At 74.4% G+C, this 16783-nt stretch carries 21 protein-coding genes; 10 read left to right on the plus strand and 11 right to left on the minus strand.

What is annotated here, in order from left to right:
- Positions 1-5: 5 nt before the first annotated feature.
- The 4 genes from O7628_RS05965 to O7628_RS05980 form a co-directional block, all read right to left on the minus strand.
- Positions 6-1031: an aspartate-semialdehyde dehydrogenase gene (locus tag O7628_RS05965; protein WP_278128942.1), complete on the minus strand. Its 1026-nt coding sequence runs from the start codon at positions 1029-1031 to the stop codon at positions 6-8.
- A 221-nt stretch (positions 1032-1252) separates the two neighbouring features.
- Complete coding sequence (locus O7628_RS05970) at positions 1253-2599, minus strand: insulinase family protein (protein ID WP_278128944.1); 1347 nt, start codon at positions 2597-2599, stop codon at positions 1253-1255.
- Complete coding sequence (locus O7628_RS05975; protein WP_074477500.1) at positions 2596-3888, minus strand: pitrilysin family protein; 1293 nt, start codon at positions 3886-3888, stop codon at positions 2596-2598. Before O7628_RS05975 ends, O7628_RS05970 begins: the two co-directional genes overlap by 4 nt.
- A 122-nt stretch (positions 3889-4010) precedes the next feature.
- Positions 4011-4226: a hypothetical protein gene (locus O7628_RS05980; RefSeq protein ID WP_074477498.1), complete on the minus strand. Its 216-nt coding sequence runs from the start codon at positions 4224-4226 to the stop codon at positions 4011-4013.
- A gap of 297 nt (positions 4227-4523) precedes the next feature.
- Here O7628_RS05980 and O7628_RS05985 point away from each other — a divergent pair, with 297 nt between their 5' ends.
- The 3 genes from O7628_RS05985 to O7628_RS05995 all read left to right on the plus strand — a co-directional run bounded on the left by O7628_RS05985 (position 4524) and on the right by O7628_RS05995 (position 6822).
- Complete coding sequence (locus tag O7628_RS05985) at positions 4524-5633, plus strand: 3-deoxy-7-phosphoheptulonate synthase (protein WP_278128949.1); 1110 nt, start codon at positions 4524-4526, stop codon at positions 5631-5633.
- 704 nt (positions 5634-6337) lie between these two features.
- The gene (locus tag O7628_RS05990) at positions 6338-6592 is read left to right on the plus strand and encodes a hypothetical protein (protein WP_278136237.1); all 255 of its coding nucleotides are present in this window, start codon (positions 6338-6340) and stop codon (positions 6590-6592) included.
- A 32-nt stretch (positions 6593-6624) separates the two neighbouring features.
- Entirely contained in the window at positions 6625-6822 is a 198-nt protein-coding gene (locus tag O7628_RS05995; protein WP_278128952.1) for a hypothetical protein, read from the plus strand.
- Positions 6823-6881: 59 nt separating this feature from the next.
- Here O7628_RS05995 and O7628_RS06000 read toward each other — a convergent pair whose 3' ends face one another.
- Genes O7628_RS06000 through O7628_RS06010 form a run of 3 tightly spaced genes read right to left on the minus strand, consistent with a single transcriptional unit; the run spans position 6882 to position 8130 of the window.
- Positions 6882-7421, minus strand: a complete 540-nt coding sequence (locus O7628_RS06000) for a DUF1360 domain-containing protein (protein ID WP_178066198.1) — start codon at positions 7419-7421, stop codon at positions 6882-6884.
- 59 nt (positions 7422-7480) lie between these two features.
- Positions 7481-7816 carry a hypothetical protein gene (locus tag O7628_RS06005; protein WP_074477488.1) on the minus strand — a complete coding sequence of 112 codons (336 nt, stop codon included), beginning with the start codon at positions 7814-7816 and terminating at the stop codon, positions 7481-7483.
- Positions 7816-8130 (minus strand): DUF6158 family protein, encoded by a 315-nt coding sequence (locus O7628_RS06010; protein ID WP_074477486.1) that lies wholly within the window; start codon positions 8128-8130, stop codon positions 7816-7818. The genes O7628_RS06005 and O7628_RS06010 overlap by 1 nt, the downstream gene beginning before the upstream one ends.
- A gap of 121 nt (positions 8131-8251) precedes the next feature.
- Between O7628_RS06010 and O7628_RS06015 the strand changes: the two genes are divergently transcribed.
- The 3 genes from O7628_RS06015 to O7628_RS06025 all read left to right on the plus strand — a co-directional run bounded on the left by O7628_RS06015 (position 8252) and on the right by O7628_RS06025 (position 10269).
- Positions 8252-8692: a hypothetical protein gene (locus tag O7628_RS06015; protein ID WP_278128955.1), complete on the plus strand. Its 441-nt coding sequence runs from the start codon at positions 8252-8254 to the stop codon at positions 8690-8692.
- 50 nt (positions 8693-8742) lie between these two features.
- A complete protein-coding gene (locus tag O7628_RS06020; RefSeq protein WP_278128957.1) occupies positions 8743-9069 on the plus strand; it encodes a DUF3817 domain-containing protein in 327 nt (108 codons plus the stop codon).
- Between the two features lie 210 nt (positions 9070-9279).
- Positions 9280-10269, plus strand: coding sequence for a C40 family peptidase (locus tag O7628_RS06025; RefSeq protein WP_074477481.1), 990 nt, complete (start codon positions 9280-9282; stop codon positions 10267-10269).
- A 74-nt stretch (positions 10270-10343) separates the two neighbouring features.
- Here O7628_RS06025 and O7628_RS06030 read toward each other — a convergent pair whose 3' ends face one another.
- The 4 genes from O7628_RS06030 to O7628_RS06045 form a co-directional block, all read right to left on the minus strand.
- Entirely contained in the window at positions 10344-11333 is a 990-nt protein-coding gene (locus O7628_RS06030; protein WP_178067778.1) for a sigma-70 family RNA polymerase sigma factor, read from the minus strand.
- Positions 11334-11780: 447 nt separating this feature from the next.
- Positions 11781-12734 carry an N-acetylmuramic acid 6-phosphate etherase gene (murQ, locus tag O7628_RS06035; RefSeq protein ID WP_278128959.1) on the minus strand — a complete coding sequence of 318 codons (954 nt, stop codon included), beginning with the start codon at positions 12732-12734 and terminating at the stop codon, positions 11781-11783.
- Entirely contained in the window at positions 12731-13645 is a 915-nt protein-coding gene (locus O7628_RS06040) for a MurR/RpiR family transcriptional regulator (RefSeq protein ID WP_278128960.1), read from the minus strand. The genes murQ and O7628_RS06040 overlap by 4 nt, the downstream gene beginning before the upstream one ends.
- 223 nt (positions 13646-13868) lie before the next feature.
- The gene (locus tag O7628_RS06045; RefSeq protein ID WP_278128961.1) at positions 13869-14690 is read right to left on the minus strand and encodes a dTMP kinase; all 822 of its coding nucleotides are present in this window, start codon (positions 14688-14690) and stop codon (positions 13869-13871) included.
- 98 nt (positions 14691-14788) lie between these two features.
- Here O7628_RS06045 and O7628_RS06050 point away from each other — a divergent pair, with 98 nt between their 5' ends.
- Genes O7628_RS06050 through O7628_RS06065 form a run of 4 tightly spaced genes read left to right on the plus strand, consistent with a single transcriptional unit; the run spans position 14789 to position 16647 of the window.
- Positions 14789-15430, plus strand: coding sequence for a nucleotidyltransferase family protein (locus O7628_RS06050; RefSeq protein WP_343071136.1), 642 nt, complete (start codon positions 14789-14791; stop codon positions 15428-15430).
- Positions 15427-15723 (plus strand): hypothetical protein, encoded by a 297-nt coding sequence (locus O7628_RS06055; protein WP_074477469.1) that lies wholly within the window; start codon positions 15427-15429, stop codon positions 15721-15723. The genes O7628_RS06050 and O7628_RS06055 overlap by 4 nt, the downstream gene beginning before the upstream one ends.
- A 13-nt stretch (positions 15724-15736) precedes the next feature.
- Positions 15737-16510 (plus strand): metallophosphoesterase, encoded by a 774-nt coding sequence (locus tag O7628_RS06060; protein WP_278128964.1) that lies wholly within the window; start codon positions 15737-15739, stop codon positions 16508-16510.
- Positions 16501-16647 (plus strand): GPGG-motif small membrane protein, encoded by a 147-nt coding sequence (locus tag O7628_RS06065; protein ID WP_013288160.1) that lies wholly within the window; start codon positions 16501-16503, stop codon positions 16645-16647. Before O7628_RS06060 ends, O7628_RS06065 begins: the two co-directional genes overlap by 10 nt.
- Positions 16648-16783: the final 136 nt, after the last annotated feature.

The following is a 16783-nucleotide window of genomic DNA, read 5'->3' on the forward strand; positions in this document are numbered from 1 at the left end:
GACGGTCAGCGCAGGTCGGCGGCGACGAGCTCGGCGAGCTGGACGGCGTTGAGGGCGGCACCCTTGCGGAGGTTGTCGTTGGAGCAGAACAGCGACAGCCCGTGCTCCACCGTCTCGTCGGCGCGCAGCCGGCCCACGTACGTCGGGTCGTGGCCGGCGGCCTGCAACGGGGTCGGCACGTCGGACAGGGCCACGCCGGGCGCGCCGTCGAGCAGCTCGCGGGCCCGCTGCGGGGTGATCGGCCGGGCGAACCGGGCGTTGATCTGGAGCGAGTGCCCGGTGAAGACCGGCACCCGGACGCAGGTGCCGGAGACCTTCAGCCCGGGGATCTCCAGGATCTTGCGGCTCTCGTTGCGCAGCTTCTGCTCCTCGTCGGTCTCCGCCGAGCCGTCGTCGACGATCGAGCCGGCGAGCGGGAGCACGTTGAACGCGATGGTCCGGGCGAAGACGCGGGGGGCGGGGAACTCCACGGCCGCGCCGTCGAACGCCAGGCCGGCGGCCTGCTCGGCGACCTTGCGGACCTGCTCCTCCAGCTCGGCCACGCCGGCCAGGCCGGCCCCGGAGACCGCCTGGTAGGTGGCGACGACGAGGCTCACCAGCTCCGCCTCGTCGTGCAGCGGGCGCAGCACCGGCATCGCGGCCATCGTGGTGCAGTTCGGGTTGGCGATGATGCCCTTCGGGCGGCGCGCGGCGGCGTGCGGGTTGACCTCGGCGACGACCAGCGGCACGTCCGGGTCCATCCGGAACGCCGACGAGTTGTCGATCACCACCGCGCCGGCGGCGGCGACCCGGGGGGCCAGCTCCAGGGCGGTGCCCTTGCCGGCGGAGAAGAGCACGATGTCCAGGCCCGCGTAGTCGGCGGTGGCCGCGTCCTCGATCGTCACCTCGCCGCCGCGCCACGGCACGGTCCGCCCGGCCGACCGGGCGGAGGCGAACAACCGCACCTGCTCCGCCGGGAACTCGCGCTCCGCCAGCACCTGCCGCATCACGCCACCGACCTGGCCGGTGGCCCCCACAATGCCGATCCTCATGCCCGCGAGGCTACCCAGGTCGGCGGCCGGGCCGGGAACGCTTTCCCACCGCCCGGGCCCCGGCGGGCGGGCCCGGCGACGGGCCCGCGCCGCAACGTCGGCGTCGCCACCGCGCGCCGCGCCGGAATTTCCGGGGCGCGGGCGGGCCCGGGCCGGAACATCGCCGCCCCGGCCGGGCCGCCCCGCCGGCCGGGACGCGACGCGAATCACACCCGCCCGGATCAGGGACGGGCGTCGACGATCTCCCCGAGGCCGGTGGCCGCCAGCTCGTCGCGGATGAGCGCGGCGTCGCCCTCGACCACCAGGGTCAGCGCCTCCGGGTGCAGGTGGGTCGCGGCGGCGGCCGACACGTCGGCCACGTCGGCGGCGAGCAGCGACTCGCGCAGCCGGGCGTGGTAGTCGTCCGGCAGGTCGTGCACGACCAGGGTGGTCAGCGCCGACGCGATCGCCCGGGGGCTCTGCAACTCGACCGAGAGCTGCCCGGCCCGCCACGACCGGGCCACCGCCAGCTCGTCCTCGGTCACCCCGCCGGCCCGGGTCCGGGTGATCTCCCCGACCGCCTCGACGAGGGCCGGCGCGGTCACCGACGTCTGCACCCCGGAGCTGACCGCGAACCGGCCGAACCGGCGGGACGAGGCGAAGTCGCCCCGGATGCCGTAGGTGTAGCCGCGCACCTCGCGGATCAGGTGGTTGAGCCGGGAGGTGAACGCGCCGCCGAGCACCGTGCCGGCCAGGCTCGTCGGCACGTGGTCGGGGTGCGCCCGGTGCGGGGCGGCGTGGCCCAGCCGCAGCGTGGACTGCACCGACCCGGGGCGGTCGACCAGGATGATCCGCCGGCCGGCGCGCAGCGGCACGTCGATCGGGCCCTCGGCCGGGGGCGGGCCGCCGCCGGTGCCGGCGAACGCCGCCGCGCCCAGCGCGTCCAGGTCGAGCCGGTCCAGGTCACCGGCGACGACCAGGGTGCCGGGGCGCAGGAACCACTCGGAGTGGAAGACGGTGACGTCCTCCGGGTCCAGGGCCGCCACCGACTCGGGGTCGCCGTACATGGGTCGGCCCCAGCGGTGCTGCGCGCCGAACAGGTCGGCCCGCAGCGCCGCCTCGGCCCGGGGGCCGGGGTTGGCCCAGTCCATCCGCAGGGCGGTCGCCTCGTCGTCGCGCACCCGCCGCACGTCGTCCGGGTCCAGCTTCGGCGTGCGGACGGCCTCGGCGAGCAGCGCGACGGCGGCGCTCAGCCGCTCCACCGGCACCTGGACGCTGACCTGGAACGAGTCCCAGTCGAGCCCGGTCACCAGCTCGGTGCCGAGCGCCTCGATGGCCAGCGCGTACGCGGTGGCGTCCCGCTGCGCGGTGCCCTCCTCCAGGGCCTTGGCCAGCACCGCGCCGAGCCCCTCCCGGCCGACCGGCTCGCGGCCCGCCCCGGCGTCGAGCAGCAGCAGCGCCACGGCCAGGTTCTGCCCGGGCAGGTGCGCGGCGACGACCCGGCCGCCGGCGGTGTCGCGGCGCACCACCTGCGGGAACCGGTAGGGCCGGGCCAGCCCCGGCCCGGGACGGTCGGCGATCAGGCTCATGCGGTCTCCTCGGGCAGGTAGGTCAGGGTGACCCGGTCGTCGGCGCGCAGCGCCTCGGCGGCGAGTTCGGCGATCTGCTCGGCGGTGACCGCGAGCCAGGCGGGCAGCCGCTCCGCCGCCTTCGCCGGGTCGCCGAACTGGGTGGCGTACCGGCCGAGGGTGTCGGCGCGGCCGTCGACGGTGGACATCTGCCGCCACCACGCGGTGCTGAGCAGCGCCTTGGCGCGGTCCAGCTCGGCGGCGGTGACCGGCACCGTGGCCAGCTCGTCGACGACCTCGGCCACCCCGGCGGCCAGCCGCTCGCCGGTCACCCCGTCCCGGGCGGTGGCGGTGACGATCAGCGGGGCCGGCGCGTGCCGCAGGTCCACCCCGTACGCGCCGACCAGGTCGGGCTGGGCGAGCCGCTCGCCGTCGGCGAGGCGCTGGTAGAGGCGGCTGCCCCGGCCGCTGCCCAGCACGGTGGCCAGGACGGTGAGCACGTCGTAGCCGGGGGTGCCGAACGGGTGGGTGCGGTGCGCGACGAACACGCGGGGGGCGGGCACGGCGGCGGTGACGGTCTCGGCGACCGGCGCGCCGGTGCGGGGCACGTGCCGGCCGTCCGGCGCGGCCGGGATCGACTCCCGGGCCGGGATCGCCCCGAAGTACTTGTCGGCCAGCGCGAACACCTCGGTCGCGGCGGCGTCGCCGACGACGGTCAGCACGGCGTTGTTCGGCGCGTAGTAGGTGCGGTGGAACGCCTGGAAGGTGGCCAGGTCGGCGGCGTTCAGGTCGGCCATCGAGCCGATCGTCGCGTGGTGGTAGGGGTGCCCGGGCGGATAGAGCAGCGGCAGCAGCCGCAGCCACGCGTCGCCGTAGGGGACGTTGTCGTAGCGCTGGCGGCGCTCGTTCTTGACCACGTCCCGCTGGTTGTCCAGGGTCTCCTGGGTCAGCGCCGGCACCAGGCCGCCCATCCGGTCGGCCTCCAGCCAGAGCGCCAGCTCCAGGTGCTCGGCGGGGACGGTCTCGAAGTAGTTCGTCCGGTCCGGGTTGGTGGTGGCGTTCAGCGAGCCGCCGGCGCCCTGGACGAGCTTCATGTGTTCGGTCTTCGCCACGTTCACCGAGCCCTCGAACATGAGGTGCTCGAAGAGGTGGGCGAACCCGGTCTGCCCGTCGGGCTCGTGCCGGGAGCCCACGTCGTACCAGAGGTTCACCGCGACCGCCGGCGCGGTGCGGTCCTCGCTCACCACCACACGCAGGCCGTTGTCCAGTCGGGTCGTTTCGATCGGCCAGGGGAAACCGCTGTCGGGCATGGCCCGACGCTATCCGATCCCGAGGTCGCGGACGTGACGCGCGGGGGTCGGCGCGGCGCAGCCCGGCCGGTCCGCGGCCCGGCCCCCGGGCGGCACACGCCGCCCGGGGGCCGGGGTCGGGGTCAGTCCGGGGGCTCGACCGTGGTCACCGTCTCGTCGGAGGTGCGCCGCTCCAGCACGGTGTCGGGGGCGGCGGCGCGGTCGGCCTCCCGCCGGTCGGACTCGTCGAGGATCGCCTCGGCCTGGGCGTACGCGTCGTCGCTGCCGACCGCCGCCTCCTCGGGCAGCAGGTGGGCGCGGGAGGAGATCCGGTCGGCGTCGCTGTCGTGGTGGCTCATGCCGGTGTCTCTACCCAGCGGGCGGCTCGGCGGAACGGGCCGCGCACCTCGTAGGTGATCCCGCCCGACGACGGGGTGAGCCTTTCCCGCCGCGTCGGGTAGGCTGGTCGGCGTGACGCGGTCGTATCGATGGTTTAGACAGCCGGCTGGAGGAGCCGGTGACTTCATCGTGATCTGACGTCACTTCCTCTTCGAGCCGGCTGGGCAGGGGCCTGATTCCCTGCCCTTTTGCGTACGAGCAGCCGGCTCGACCTCGGGCGCCGGCCCCGGGGCACGGTCGGCGGAAGGAACCCCACCGTGACGTCCCCGGACAGCCATCGCGTGATCGACCAGCGAATCGACCGCGTCGTGCCGTTGACCACCCCGGCCCTGCTCCACCACCACCTGCCCCTGGACGCGACGCTCACCGAGGCCGTGCTCGACGGCCGGCGCGCGGTCGCCCGGGTGCTGGACCGCGCCGACGACCGGCTGCTGGTCGTGGTCGGCCCGTGCTCGGTGCACGACCCGGCCGCCGCCCTGGAGTACGCGGCCCGGCTGCGCACCGTCGCCGACCGGCTCGCCGACGACCTGCTGATCGTGATGCGGGTCTACTTCGAGAAGCCGCGTTCCACGGTGGGCTGGAAGGGCCTGATCAACGACCCTGCGCTGGACGGCTCCGGCGACGTCAACACGGGCCTGCGCACCGCCCGCGCGCTGCTGCTGGACGTGCTGCGGCTGGGCCTGCCGGTGGGCTGCGAGTTCCTCGACCCGATCACCCCGCAGTACATCGCCGACACCGTCGCCTGGGGCGCGATCGGCGCGCGCACCGTGGAGAGCCAGGTGCACCGGCAGCTCGCCTCCGGGCTGTCGATGGCGATCGGCATGAAGAACCGCCCCGACGGCAGCATCGGCACGGCCGTGGACGCGATCCGCGCGGCCGGCGTCCCGCACGTCTTCCCCGGCATCGACGTCTCCGGCACCCCGGCGATCATGCACACCCGGGGCAACGCCGACAGCCACCTGGTGCTGCGGGGCGGCAACGACGGCCCGAACTACGACGCCGCCTCCGTCGCCGGGGCGCTGACGAAGCTGCGGGCCGCCGGCCTGCCGGAACGGGTCGTGGTCGACGCGAGCCACGCCAACAGCGGCAAGGACCACCGCCGTCAGCCGCTGGTCGCCGCCGACGTCGCGGCCCAGCTCGCCGCCGGCCAGCGCGGCATCGTCGGCGTCATGTTGGAGAGCTTCCTGCTGCCCGGCCGGCAGGACCTGGACCCGACGCGGGAGCTGGAGTACGGCCGCTCGATCACCGATGCCTGCCTGGGCTGGGACGACACCGAGGAGGTGCTCGACGGCCTGGCCGCCGCCGTCCGCACCCGCCGCGGCACCCCGGCCGACACCACCGCCGCCCCCACCTCCGCCCCCGCCTGACACCGGCGAGGGGCACGGCACCACTACTACTCACCGGCGGCGACTTCCACGCTCGGCCCAGAGGGATGCGGGGCGGTCTCACGCTGCGTGCCGGCCGGTCAACCCCACGCCAGCCCCCGCATTTCCTTTGCTCTGCACCCACCGGCGCAGCACCCGGCGGAACAGCATGTTCGCGACGTCCGCGCGGGTCGGGCCCGGACAGCCTGGTGACGCACGGTAACCGTTGCGTCGGCGGGTGCAGAGCAAAGGGGCGGGAACGGGTGGCGGGCATCGCCCGGCAGACCCGGCCGGCGGTAGCAGTGCGTCACACCCGACGGCGCTCAGGCGCGGGCCCGGCGCGAGGCGTGCCCGCGGTTCGGCTCCTGCCACGTGCGGCCCCGGGTAGGCACAAAGCCAGCGGCGCCCCGGCCGAAGACCGGGGCGCCGCTGGTGTCGGTGTGCAGGTCGCCTCTCGGCGCGTGGCGCGACGCGGCTCCAGCCGGACGGTATTCCGCGAAGGCATTTCAGGTGAGGCCCGGGGACACTGGGCACACCGACACCCGTCACAACCGGCGGGAGCCGGTCGATGTTCCGGCCGCCGACGTGACGGGCATCACGCTACCGTGGCCGCCCCAGGCCCTTCCGGGTTTGCTCGTTTCCGCCCCGGGTAGCTGATCGTCGTGACCGACGAAGCAGTGACCGACAAGGCCGTGACCGACGAGGCCGTGACCGACGGGGCACCCGTGACGGCAGCGCCGGTGAGCGACGCCGGGCCGGTCGAGGAGGCGGACACCCGGCCGCTCGACGAGCTGCTCGACGACATCTACCACGGCCAGGAGCGGATCAGCCAGGCGGACATCTACCGCCGGGCCGTCGCCGCCGAGCTGCCCGCAGCGCTGCTCACCCGCGTCGCCGCCCTCCCCCAGGGCGAGTACGCCGTGGACGAGGCCGCCGACCTGCTGGGCGGATCGGCGTCCTGACGCCCGGCCGCGCAACCCGAGAGGACAGCGAGATGACCGACCGCCAGGAGCGGCACCAGGAGCACGTCGAGGCGCTCGGCCAGCCGCCGGAGGGCCTGGACACGACGCCCGAGCCGGACTTCGCCAACGAGCACGACCGCACGGCCGTCGACGCCGACGTGATCACCGGCGAGGACGAGGACGAACGCGAGCCGGAGTCGCCGCACGGCTGGTCGGGGATGCAGCGCTGACGCGACCGCTGAGGGGAGGGGGCCGGCGCCGGCCCCCTCCCCTCGCGCGTACGACAGGGTCAGTCCCTGTGGTGGCCGCCCTCGGCGGCCTGCTGGGCCACGGCGTAGCCCATCTGGAGGAAGTCGGAGGCCGCGACGGCGGTCAGGGCGGTGGCCACCAGCCGGGTCAGCCGGGGGGCCAGGACGAGCCCGCCGGTGAGCCCGGTGGCCACCCAGACGGCCAGGCAGAACGGGCAGCTCAGCAGCTCGCCGATGGCGTGCCGGGTCGGGCTGCCCGAGTCGCGGACCTGCTCCATCACCTCGCCGCTGCCGATCGGGTGGTCGTAGCGGGTGAACGGGGCGCGCAGCGGGCTGGTCACGGCGTCCTTGGACAGCAGCCGGCTGAGCTTGTGGGTGGCGACGGCGAGCAGCACCACGTCGGCGGTGGCGGGCCGCTCGGGCACGGGGCGACCGGTCGCCCGGACCAGGCCCGCGATCATGGCGGTCACCCCCGCGTACGTGCCCATCGCCGCGAGGTAGCCGCCCAGCGGACGGTGCTCGTGCGGCGCGTACGCCTGGCGCAGTCGCGCCGCCTTCTGCCTCAGGCTGCTCTCGCTCAACCCGCTCTCCTCGTCGTCAGCGCGTCGCGGCCCCCGCCGGGGGCTTGCCCGCCGGCCGGTCAGCCGGCGGTCAGGTTGTCGGCCACCTCGCGGGCGAGGTTGGCCAGGGTCTCGTCGGCGAGCCCGGCCTCCGCCCCGCCGGCCGCGCCGGCAAGGTCGATCGACACCTGCGCGCCCCCGGCGTCGGCCGGCTCGACCCGGATCTCGGCCGACCAGCCGGGCGCGGAGTCGCTGCGCCACCAGGCCCGCAGGTCCCCGGCGTCGACCTCGGGGCGGCTGTCGCCGTCGGACCGCAGCGGCTCGGGCAGCCAGGCCGCGGCGCGGTCCGGGTCGGTCGCCGTGCTGAACACCACCTCGGGCGGCGCGGACATGCCGCGCCGGGCGCGGGCGGTCATCACTCGTCCCGCAGCCGGGCCGGGTCGATCTCCCGCCCCGGGTGCCGGGCCAGGTACTCCGTCTCCAGCTCCGCCGTGCGGCGCAGGTGGTTGGCGAGCGCCGAGTCCGACGCGTGCCGCAGGGTGTCGAGGCGGGTGCGGTGCAGGCTGTGCATCTCGCGGATCAGGTCGTCGTCGGCGAGCTCGGCCGGGTCGATGCCGGGCTCCTCGTCGGTGGCCGGGTCGCGCAGGTGGTCACCGTCCCACTCGGGCATCCGCTGCTCCGGGCTGGCCTCGGCCGGGCCGGTGGTCGTCCGCCAGGCTGATTCGGTCATGTCGCCCCCCTCGTCTCGGCTGGGCTGGCGTCTAGACGGATGCCCACCCGCGCGCCCGGCAAACCACCGGCACTACGACGCCGCGTCGGAGACGACGCCGCCGACCGGTACCCTCGATGCCATGAAGCGGCTCTGGACACCGGCGTGGATCGCCCGCCACGTGGCCATGGTCGTGCTCGTCGTCGGCTTCCTCGGGCTGGGCTGGTGGCAGCTGTCCCGGGCCGCCGGGGGCAACGCGCTGAGCTGGGGGTACGCGGTCGAGTGGCCGGTCTTCGCCGCGTTCGTGCTCTTCGTCTGGTGGCGTGAGCTGCGGCACACCCTGCGGTCGGCCCCCGGCGACGCGCCGGCCGAGCCGACGGCGACCGGGCCGGCGCCGGCCGACCGGGTCGCGGCGGTCACGCCGTCCGCCACCCCCACCGGGGTACGCCGGCCGGTGCGGGTGTCCCGCGCGCCGGCCACGCCGGTCGACGGCGCGGACGACGCCGACCTGGCCGCCTACAACCGCTACCTGGCATGGTTGAACGCCAATCCGGGGGCCCGGCCAGGTGACTATCCCGGCTGAGGCCGGTTCACGACTATCCGGCGCAGGCCGGTTCGGAAGGACGGACGAAGGTGGGCGGAGCCCTTACCCGGTACCGCGTGATCGCCTGGATCGTGGGCGTGGCGCTGGTCGTGCTGGTCTTGATCGGCATGCCCCTGAAGTACGGGTTCGACGAGCCGGCCGTGGTGGCGGTCGTCGGCACCGCGCACGGCTGGCTCTACATGCTCTACCTGGGCGCGACGTTCGACCTGTCCCGCCGGGCGGACTGGCCGTTGAAGCGGATGCTGCTGGTGATGCTCGCCGGCACCGTCCCGTTCGTGTCGTTCTACGCCGAGCGCCGGGTCAGCGGCTGGCTCGCCCCGCAGGCAGCCCCGACGGCGGAGCCGGTGGCCGGCTGAACGCGCCGCGCCACCGTACGTGACCGCCCCTCGCGTACCACTGGGCCGTTCCGCCACGTTCGTCCCTGCTTCACCTGCGGGTAACTTCCGTCCCGCGCTAGGTTGATCAGGCCGGACCGGTCGACCGCCGTCCACCAGGACAGCCCCGGGCCGGTGCCGACGCGGCGTCCACGACGTCGTGCCGGCTGGTGGGAGAGGAGCCCTCCGCTCTTGTCGTCCCTCAGAAATTCGCTGCGCGCACTGGTGACGGCCGGCCTCGTGGCCGCGCTGATCGCCCCGGCGGCGGTGGCTCGGGCCGAGCCGACCCCCGCCGAGCTGACGCGGCGGATCGAGAAGTCCTCGACCGAGCTGGAACGGGTCGTCGAGTCCTACAACAAGCTCGCCGAGGACATCAAGGCGAACAAGGCCACCGCGGCGAAGCTCGCGGCCCGGATCGGGCCGCTGGAGGAGCAGACCGCGCAGAGCCGGGCGGACGTCGGCACGATCGCCGTCACCGCGTACAAGTCGGGCCGGCTGGACGCCGCCAACGCGCTGCTGAGCCCCGGCGGGCCGAGCACCCTGCTGGACCGGCTCGACACGCTCGACCAGCTCAGCCGGCAGCGGCAGCAGCGGATCGCCGGCTACACCGAGAACCAGCGCCAGCTGCTCGACCAGAAGGGGCGGCTGGACGCGACGCTGGCGAAGCAGGCCGCGCAGGCGAAGCAGCTCACCGCCAGCCGCAAGCGGATCGAGAAGGACCTCGCCGAGCTGTACGAGATGCGCCGGCAGGCGTACGGGCGGGCCACCGAGCCCACCCCGCCGAAGGCCCGCTCGGGCGGGAAGTCCGGCTCCGGCGAGAAGGCCCCGGCCGTCTCGGGCCGGGCCGGCGCGGCCGTGCGGTACGCGTACGGGGCGCTCGGCAAGCCCTACGTCTGGGCCGCCGACGGCCCGAACGGGTACGACTGCTCGGGCCTCACCTCCGCCGCCTGGCGGGCGGCCGGCAAGTCCCTGCCGCACAACACGCGCATGCAGTGGGGCGTGGTCAGCCACATCAGCCGCAGCGAGCTGCGCCCGGGCGACCTCGTCTTCTACAACAGCCTCGGCCACGTGGCCATCTACGTCGGCGACGGCCAGGTGATCCACGCGCCGACCTTCGGCCGGAACGTGGAGAAGCGGGCCCTGGCCCTGATGCCGCCCTACGGGTACGGCCGGGTCCGCTGACCGCTCCCCGTGCGACGGCGAACGGCCGGCGTCCCCCTATCGGACGCCGGCCGTTCGCCGTCATTACTACCAGCTCAGGCGGCCTGTAGCCCCTCCGCCCGGGCCAGCTCGCGCAGCCGGCCCAGCGCCTGGATCTCCAGCTGCCGGATCCGCTCCCGCGACAGCGAGAACCGCGAGGCGACCTCGGTCAGCGAGTGCTCCCGCCCGTCCTCCAGGCCGTAGCGGGCCCGCATGATGCCGGCCGACCGGTCGTCGAGGTGGTTGAGCAGGCCCTCGATGCGCTGCCGCTCCAGGCCGGTGAGGACGATGTCCTCCGGCGACGGGGCGTCGCTGTCGGCGACCAGGTCACCGAGGTTGGTGTCGCCGTCGTCGCCGACCGGCGTGTCGAGCGACACGGTGTCCTGCGACCAGCGCACCAGCTCGTTGACCCGCTCGACGGTGACGCCGAGGGCCGCCGCGATCTGCTCGGGCTCCGGGTCGCTGCCCAGCTCGCGGGTGAGCTGCCGGGCGACGTTGCGCATCCGGTTGACGTCCTCCACCAGGTGCACCGGCAGCCGCACGGTGCGCTCCTGCTGGGCGATAGCCCGGCTGATCGCCTGGCGGATCCACCAGGTCGCGTAGGTGGAGAACTTGAAGCCGCGCTCGTAGTCGAACTTCTCGACCGCCCGGACCAGGCCGGTGTTGCCCTCCTGGATCAGGTCGAGCATGGGCATGCCCGAGCGCACGTAGCGCCGGGCGATGGAGACGACCAGCCGCAGGTTGGCGCGGATGAAGAGGTCCTTCGCCCGCTCCCCCTCGGCGACCACCCGCGCCAGGTCGTCCCGGGCGACACCGGCGGGAACGCGGTCCGTCTCGAGCAGGTGCTCGGCGTACAGCCCGGCCTCGATCGACTTGGAGAGGTCGACCTCGGTGGCGGCGTCCAGCAGTGGCGTCCGGGAGATCTCGTGAAGGTAGACTCCGACGAGGTCGCGCTCCTCGGCCACCTCGTCGGTTCGCATGCCGATGTTCTTGTCCACGTTGCCCACGGTCCCCTCGCTCGCGCCGGTTGCCCGGTTCCTTGCCATCCCCACGTCCATCAGCCCTCCCCCGTAACTCCCGTCTGTGCCCTCCGGTGCTGACCTGACACCTGCACAACAGTGGAGACGCGTCGGGGATTCCATGTCGTGAGTCGAAAGTGTCACGAATGCCTGAGTAGTAGCTGAGAGCCCGGTCCATGTTTGCTGTCAGCACCCCGAAAAGTGGCTCGCCGTCGGCGCCACCGACGGGTCGGCGGATCGACGGAACGCGTCCGCCCCTGGCATGGCACCATCGCCCTCCCGGGGCGCACAGCGACCCGCGTCACCGTCGCGCTGCGATCCTGGTCACCGGCTGATACGCGGCGGCGGACCGGTCGGTTCATCCACGGATGCGGAATACCCTCGACCCGGTTGAACAATCCGTGCCGTGTGGTAAGTCCCGCCGCCGGCCGTTGGTGACCACCGTCACGGTCCACGCCGGCGAAGTCGGGCCGCTCAGGAGGCGAGCAGGTCGAGCGCGCCCCTGACCTGGTGGGCGGCGCGGGCCAGGGCGGCCCGGGCGGCGGGGACCTCGGCCCCGGAGACGAGCGACACCAGGGCGGTCTTGAGGTCGCCGTCGGCCTCGTGCAGGGCCCGCCGGCAGACCTCCTCGGCGCAGCCCGTGGCGTCCACCAGGATCGAGATCATCCGGCCGCGCAGCTTGGCGTTGGTGGCCACCATGTCGATCATGAGGTTCGAGTAGACCCGGCCCAGCCGCACCATGACGGCCGTGGAGAAGGTGTTGAGCACCAGCTTCTGCGCGGTGCCCGCCTTCATCCGGGTCGAGCCGGTCACCACCTCGGGGCCGGTGTCGACCCCGATGAAGACGTCGACCGACCCGGCGGCCTCGGCCTCCGGATTGGCGCAGAGCAGCACGGTCGAGGCCCCCTGGGCCCGGGAGGCGGCGAGCGCACCGAGCACGTACGGGGTGCGTCCGCTGGCGGCCAGCCCGACCACCAGGTCGCCCGCGCCGACGCAGTCGGCCGCCTCGGCGGCCCCGCCCCGGTGGTCGTCCTCGGCGTCCTCGACGGCCCGCCACATCGCCTCCGGGCCGCCGGCGAGGTGGGCGCAGAACCAGTGCCGGGGCGAGTTGAAGGTGGGGGCCAACTCGGCGGCGTCCAGCACCCCGAGGCGGCCGGAGGTCCCGGCGCCGAAGTAGTGCACCCGGTGCCCGCCGCGCAGCGCGGCGACCGCGAGGTCGACGGTGGCGGCGATCTCGTCGAGGACCGCCGCGACGGCGGCCGGCACCCGCCGGTCCGCCTCGTTGATCACGGTGAGCACGTCCCGGGTGGACATCAGGTCGAGGTCGACGCTGCGCGGGTTGCGCCGCTCGGTGGGCGCGCCCACCCGGACCACCGGGCGGCCGGGGACCGCCGCGACCTCCCCGGGCTCGACGCGCCCGGCCGTCATCCCCGCCTCCGGCCGGGGCCGACCCGCCGGGTCCGCACCGCGTCGGCGGTGACCTCCAGCGCCCGGCGGGCCCGCGCGCGGTTGCGGGCGGCCACCCCGACGAAGAGGCAGTCGACCACGGTGAGCTGGGCCAGCCGGCTGGCCATCGCGCCCGAGCGGTACGTCGTCTCGCGGGCCGCCGTGGTGAGCACGAAGTCGGCGACGTCGGTGATCGGCGAGCGGGGGAAGTTGGTCAGCGCCACCGTGCTGGCCCCCCGGGCGCGGGCCTGCTCCAGCACCTCGATCACGTCGGCCGTGGTGCCGCTGTGCGAGATGCCCACGGCCACGTCGTCCTTGGCGAGCAGCGCGGCCGAGGTGAGGGCGGTGTGCACGTCGGGGAAGTAGAACGCCGTGCGGCCGATGCGGTGCAGCTTCTGCTGGAAGTCCGAGGCGACGAAGCCGCTGGCCCCCGCGCCGTAGACCTCGATCCGGCCCGCGCCGACGATCGCCTCGACGACCTGTTCGCAGACGGCGGGGTCGAGCTGCTCGGCCGTCTCCTCCACGGCGCGGGCGTCGTTGAACGCGATGGTGGCGATGATCTGGGCCAGGTCCGCCCCGGGCGGGATGTCGCCGCCGACGACCCGGGCGTCGGGTGGCTCGACCCGGCGGGCGGCCTCGGCGGCGAGCCGGATGCGCAGCTGCGGGTAGCCGTCCATGCCGACCGAGCGGCAGAACCGGATGACGGTCGCCTCGGACGTCTCGGCGGCGGTGGCGAGGTCGGTGATGGTGCGCCGGGCGGCGTCCGCCGGGTCGGCGACCACCAGCCGGGCCACCCGCTGCTCGGCGGGCGACAGCGAGGGGAGCAGGCCGCTGATGTGGACGATCAACCCACCCGGCTCGTGACTCGCAGAAATCTTCGGACTCTTCGCCACGGATGAAACTTACTTTCACCAGGCGCAAGCGTCAACCATGTCTCCACGTATCGGGAAAAAAGTACTCCGGACGTTCACGAGTGTTGCGAAAAGGCTGTCATTTCCGCCGCCCACGGCGCTTCCCCCGGAGGGGCCCCGCCCCGTGCTGGACGGGGGCGGGCGACCGCCGTCCGGGCGGCGGCGTCCTTCGGTGGGGCAGCCGGGGTGGGCCGGGCGGCCTACGTCAGGCCTGACCCGCCACGAGCAGCCCCGGCCCCCGGCCGGCGTCGTCGACGGGGAGCGCCACCGCACCGGGCGCGCCGGCCGGGGCCGGCGGGGCGGCCGGGGCGGGCTGGGCCGACGGGGCGGCCGGCGTGGGCTCGGCCGGCGGCGGCCCGGCCGGGGCGGCGGCCCCGGCGGACGGGACGCCCTGGGCCGGCAGCCAGGCGGCCAGGTGGGCCCGGATCTGCCGGGACACCTCCTCGGGCGGCCGGCCGGCGTCGACCACCACGAAGCTGGGGAACTCCGGCAGCGTGCGGTACGCCCGGTCGGCGGCGGTCAGCCAGCCCATCGTCTCGTGGTCGGTGCCGCGCCGCTCGATGCGCCGGTACGCCTCGGCGGGGTCGACCGCGAGGAGGAAGGTGACCTGCGGCGGCGGGAAGAGGCGGTACCCAGCCCTGGCCAGCCGCTCCCAGCGCTGCCCGCCGTGCGCCCGGATACTGGCGTACTGGCAGGCGGAGTAGCGGTCCATGACGGCCGTGCGGCCGGTGACGAGGCAGCTCAGCAGCGCCGCCGCGATCGCCAGCCAGCGCAGCACGGACTCGACGGCGAGCAGGCCGCGCCGGCCGACCAGGCGCTCGGCGTCGGGACGGCCGAGCCGCTGGGCGACGCGGCCGAGCCAGCGCCGGCCACCGGCGTTGCGGTGGTAGGTGGCGGGGCGGCCGGCGGCGGTCAGCGCCTCGGCGAGGTGGTGGGCCTGGGTGGTCTTGCCCGACCCGTCGATGCCGATCAGGGCGACGGCGCGCAGTCGGGCCCCGCCCCGCCGGTCCCGCAGTGATCTGGCCACCCTCCCCAGACTATCGGACCCACGCTCACCTCCGGTTCTTCGTCCCTTTGCAGCCGGTTCGCACCCCGAGGGGCGGCGCTCAGGTGTGGGCGAACGGAATGCCGGGTACGCAAATCGAATCCGCCTGTCCACGACACGACCGACGGGAGAGCCACATGGCCGAGCGCGGGGACGAGACCCTGGTGCACACGCTGAAGAAGGTCGCCGCCGTGCTCAAACAGTCCGAGATCCCGTTCGCCCTCGGCGGCAGCTTCGCGGTGTACGCCCACGGCGGGCACTCCAGCGAGCACGACGTCGACTTCCTGATCCGGGGCGAGGACGTGGACCGGGCGCTGGAGGCGCTGGTCGAGGCGGGCTTCGACGCCGAGCGCCCGCCCGAGGACTGGCTGGTGAAGGTCTACGACGACGGCCGGATGGTGGACCTGATCCACCGCCCGATCGAGACCCCGGTCACCGAGGAGACGTTCGCCGACACGATCGACCGCCCGGTCGACGCGATCCACATGCCCGTGCTGTCCGCCTCCCTGCTCATGGTGCACAAGCTGCTCAGCTTCTCCCAGCACTACTGCGACTTCGCCCGGGCGCTGCCGCTGGCCCGGTCGCTGCGCGAACAGATCGACTGGGAACGGGTACGCAAGGAGACGCAGCACTCGCCGTACGCCGAGGCGTTCCTGGTGCTGCTCGACCGGTTGGACGTGGTGCCGTACGCCGACGCCACCCAGGAGAAGGAGACCGCGTGAGCGAGCACCGTGACAACGCCGTCGGGACGCCCGCCGTCACCGCCGGCCCGCCCGACGAGTACGTGGAGGCCGAGATCCACCGGCTGCTGGCCGAGGACCCGGCCGTCGCCGAGCAGGGGATCACCGTGGTCCGCCGGGAACGCGGCCTGGTCCTCTACGGCGAGGTGGAGAGCCCGCACCGGCGCGAGGAGATCCTGCGCCGGGTCGCCGAGCGCTTCCCCGACGTGCCCGTGACCAGCGACATCGGGGTGATCCGCACGCAGGCGCCCACGGAAGTCGAACAGTTGCCGTGAGGGAGGTCGGAAGGTGATCCGGATCGCCGCCGTGGGCGACGTGCACCTGGACGAGGACGTGGTGGGCCGGTTCCGGCCCGCCCTGGACGAGCTGCCCGACTGCGCCGACGTGCTGCTGCTCGCCGGCGACCTGACCCGGCACGGCACCGAGGCCGAGGCGCGCTGCGTGGCCCGCGAGTTCGGCGGGCTGGGCGTGCCGGTGGTGACGGTGCTCGGCAACCACGACCACCAGTGCGACCAGGTGCCGCAGGTGGTCAAGGTGCTGGAGGATGCCGGCATCCGGGTGCTGGAGGGCGAGGGGATCGTGCTGGAGTTTCCCGCCGGGCGGCTCGGCGTGGCCGGGGTGAAGGGCTTCGGCGGCGGCTTCGCCGGGCGGTGCGCCAGCGACTTCGGCGAGCCGGAGATGAAGGCGTTCGTCCGCACCACGAACGAGAGCGCGGAGGCGCTGGGCGCGGCCCTGCGCGGGCTGGACTGCGACCTGCTGGTGGCGCTGACCCACTACTCCCCCGTGCCGGACACCCTGGCCGGCGAGCCGCTGGAGATCTATCCGTTCCTCGGGTCCTACCAGCTCGGGCAGGCCATCGACTCGGCGCCGACCGCGTTGGCCCTGCACGGGCACGCGCACGCCGGCAGCGAGCGGGGCACCACCCCGGGCGGGGTGCGGGTCCGCAACGTGGCGCACCCGGTGATCAAGCAGGCGTACAGCATCTTCCACCTGGGAGATCACCTGGACGCCGGAGAGGTTTCCCGGATCGGTCATTCGGGTATTCAGCAGCCATGGAGCTGATTCTCTGGATTCTCGCAGTCGTACTCGTGGTCGCCGGCATTCTCGCGCTGTTCCGCCGGCAGATCCTGTGGGGCATCGTCCTCATCGTCGTCGGGCTCCTGGTCGGCCCGGGCGGGGTCAGCATCTTCAACACTTGATCCCCCGACTTCGTCGTATCCACCACCGACCCGCCGGGGTCGTCGTGGCCGGAGCCCCGTCCTCCCAGACAGGGGCCACCGGACAGGACGACCCCGGCGCCGTGCCGTCCGGGGTTTGCCGGCGGCGGCCGCCGGG

This window comes from Micromonospora sp. WMMD956, assembly GCF_029626125.1.
Classification (GTDB): Bacteria; Actinomycetota; Actinomycetes; order Mycobacteriales; family Micromonosporaceae; genus Micromonospora; species Micromonospora carbonacea.

What these genes read in the sequence shown, in the direction of transcription:
- O7628_RS05965 (WP_278128942.1), bottom strand. Translation starts at nt 1,031, where the DNA reads ATGAGGATCGGCATTGTGGGGGCCACCGGCCAGGTCGGTGGCGTGATG.
- O7628_RS05975 (WP_074477500.1), bottom strand. Translation starts at nt 3,888, where the DNA reads ATGCCCGACAGCGGTTTCCCCTGGCCGATCGAAACGACCCGACTGGAC.
- O7628_RS06005 (WP_074477488.1), bottom strand. Translation starts at nt 7,816, where the DNA reads ATGACCGCCCGCGCCCGGCGCGGCATGTCCGCGCCGCCCGAGGTGGTG.
- O7628_RS06010 (WP_074477486.1), bottom strand. Translation starts at nt 8,130, where the DNA reads ATGACCGAATCAGCCTGGCGGACGACCACCGGCCCGGCCGAGGCCAGC.
- murQ (WP_278128959.1), bottom strand. Translation starts at nt 12,734, where the DNA reads ATGACGGCCGGGCGCGTCGAGCCCGGGGAGGTCGCGGCGGTCCCCGGC.
- O7628_RS05970 (WP_278128944.1), bottom strand. Translation starts at nt 2,599, where the DNA reads ATGAGCCTGATCGCCGACCGTCCCGGGCCGGGGCTGGCCCGGCCCTAC.
- O7628_RS05980 (WP_074477498.1), bottom strand. Translation starts at nt 4,226, where the DNA reads ATGAGCCACCACGACAGCGACGCCGACCGGATCTCCTCCCGCGCCCAC.
- O7628_RS06030 (WP_178067778.1), bottom strand. Translation starts at nt 11,333, where the DNA reads ATGGCAAGGAACCGGGCAACCGGCGCGAGCGAGGGGACCGTGGGCAAC.
- O7628_RS06065 (WP_013288160.1), top strand. Translation starts at nt 16,501, where the DNA reads ATGGAGCTGATTCTCTGGATTCTCGCAGTCGTACTCGTGGTCGCCGGC.
- O7628_RS06050 (WP_343071136.1), top strand. Translation starts at nt 14,789, where the DNA reads ATGCCGGGTACGCAAATCGAATCCGCCTGTCCACGACACGACCGACGG.
- O7628_RS05995 (WP_278128952.1), top strand. Translation starts at nt 6,625, where the DNA reads ATGACCGACCGCCAGGAGCGGCACCAGGAGCACGTCGAGGCGCTCGGC.
- O7628_RS06015 (WP_278128955.1), top strand. Translation starts at nt 8,252, where the DNA reads ATGAAGCGGCTCTGGACACCGGCGTGGATCGCCCGCCACGTGGCCATG.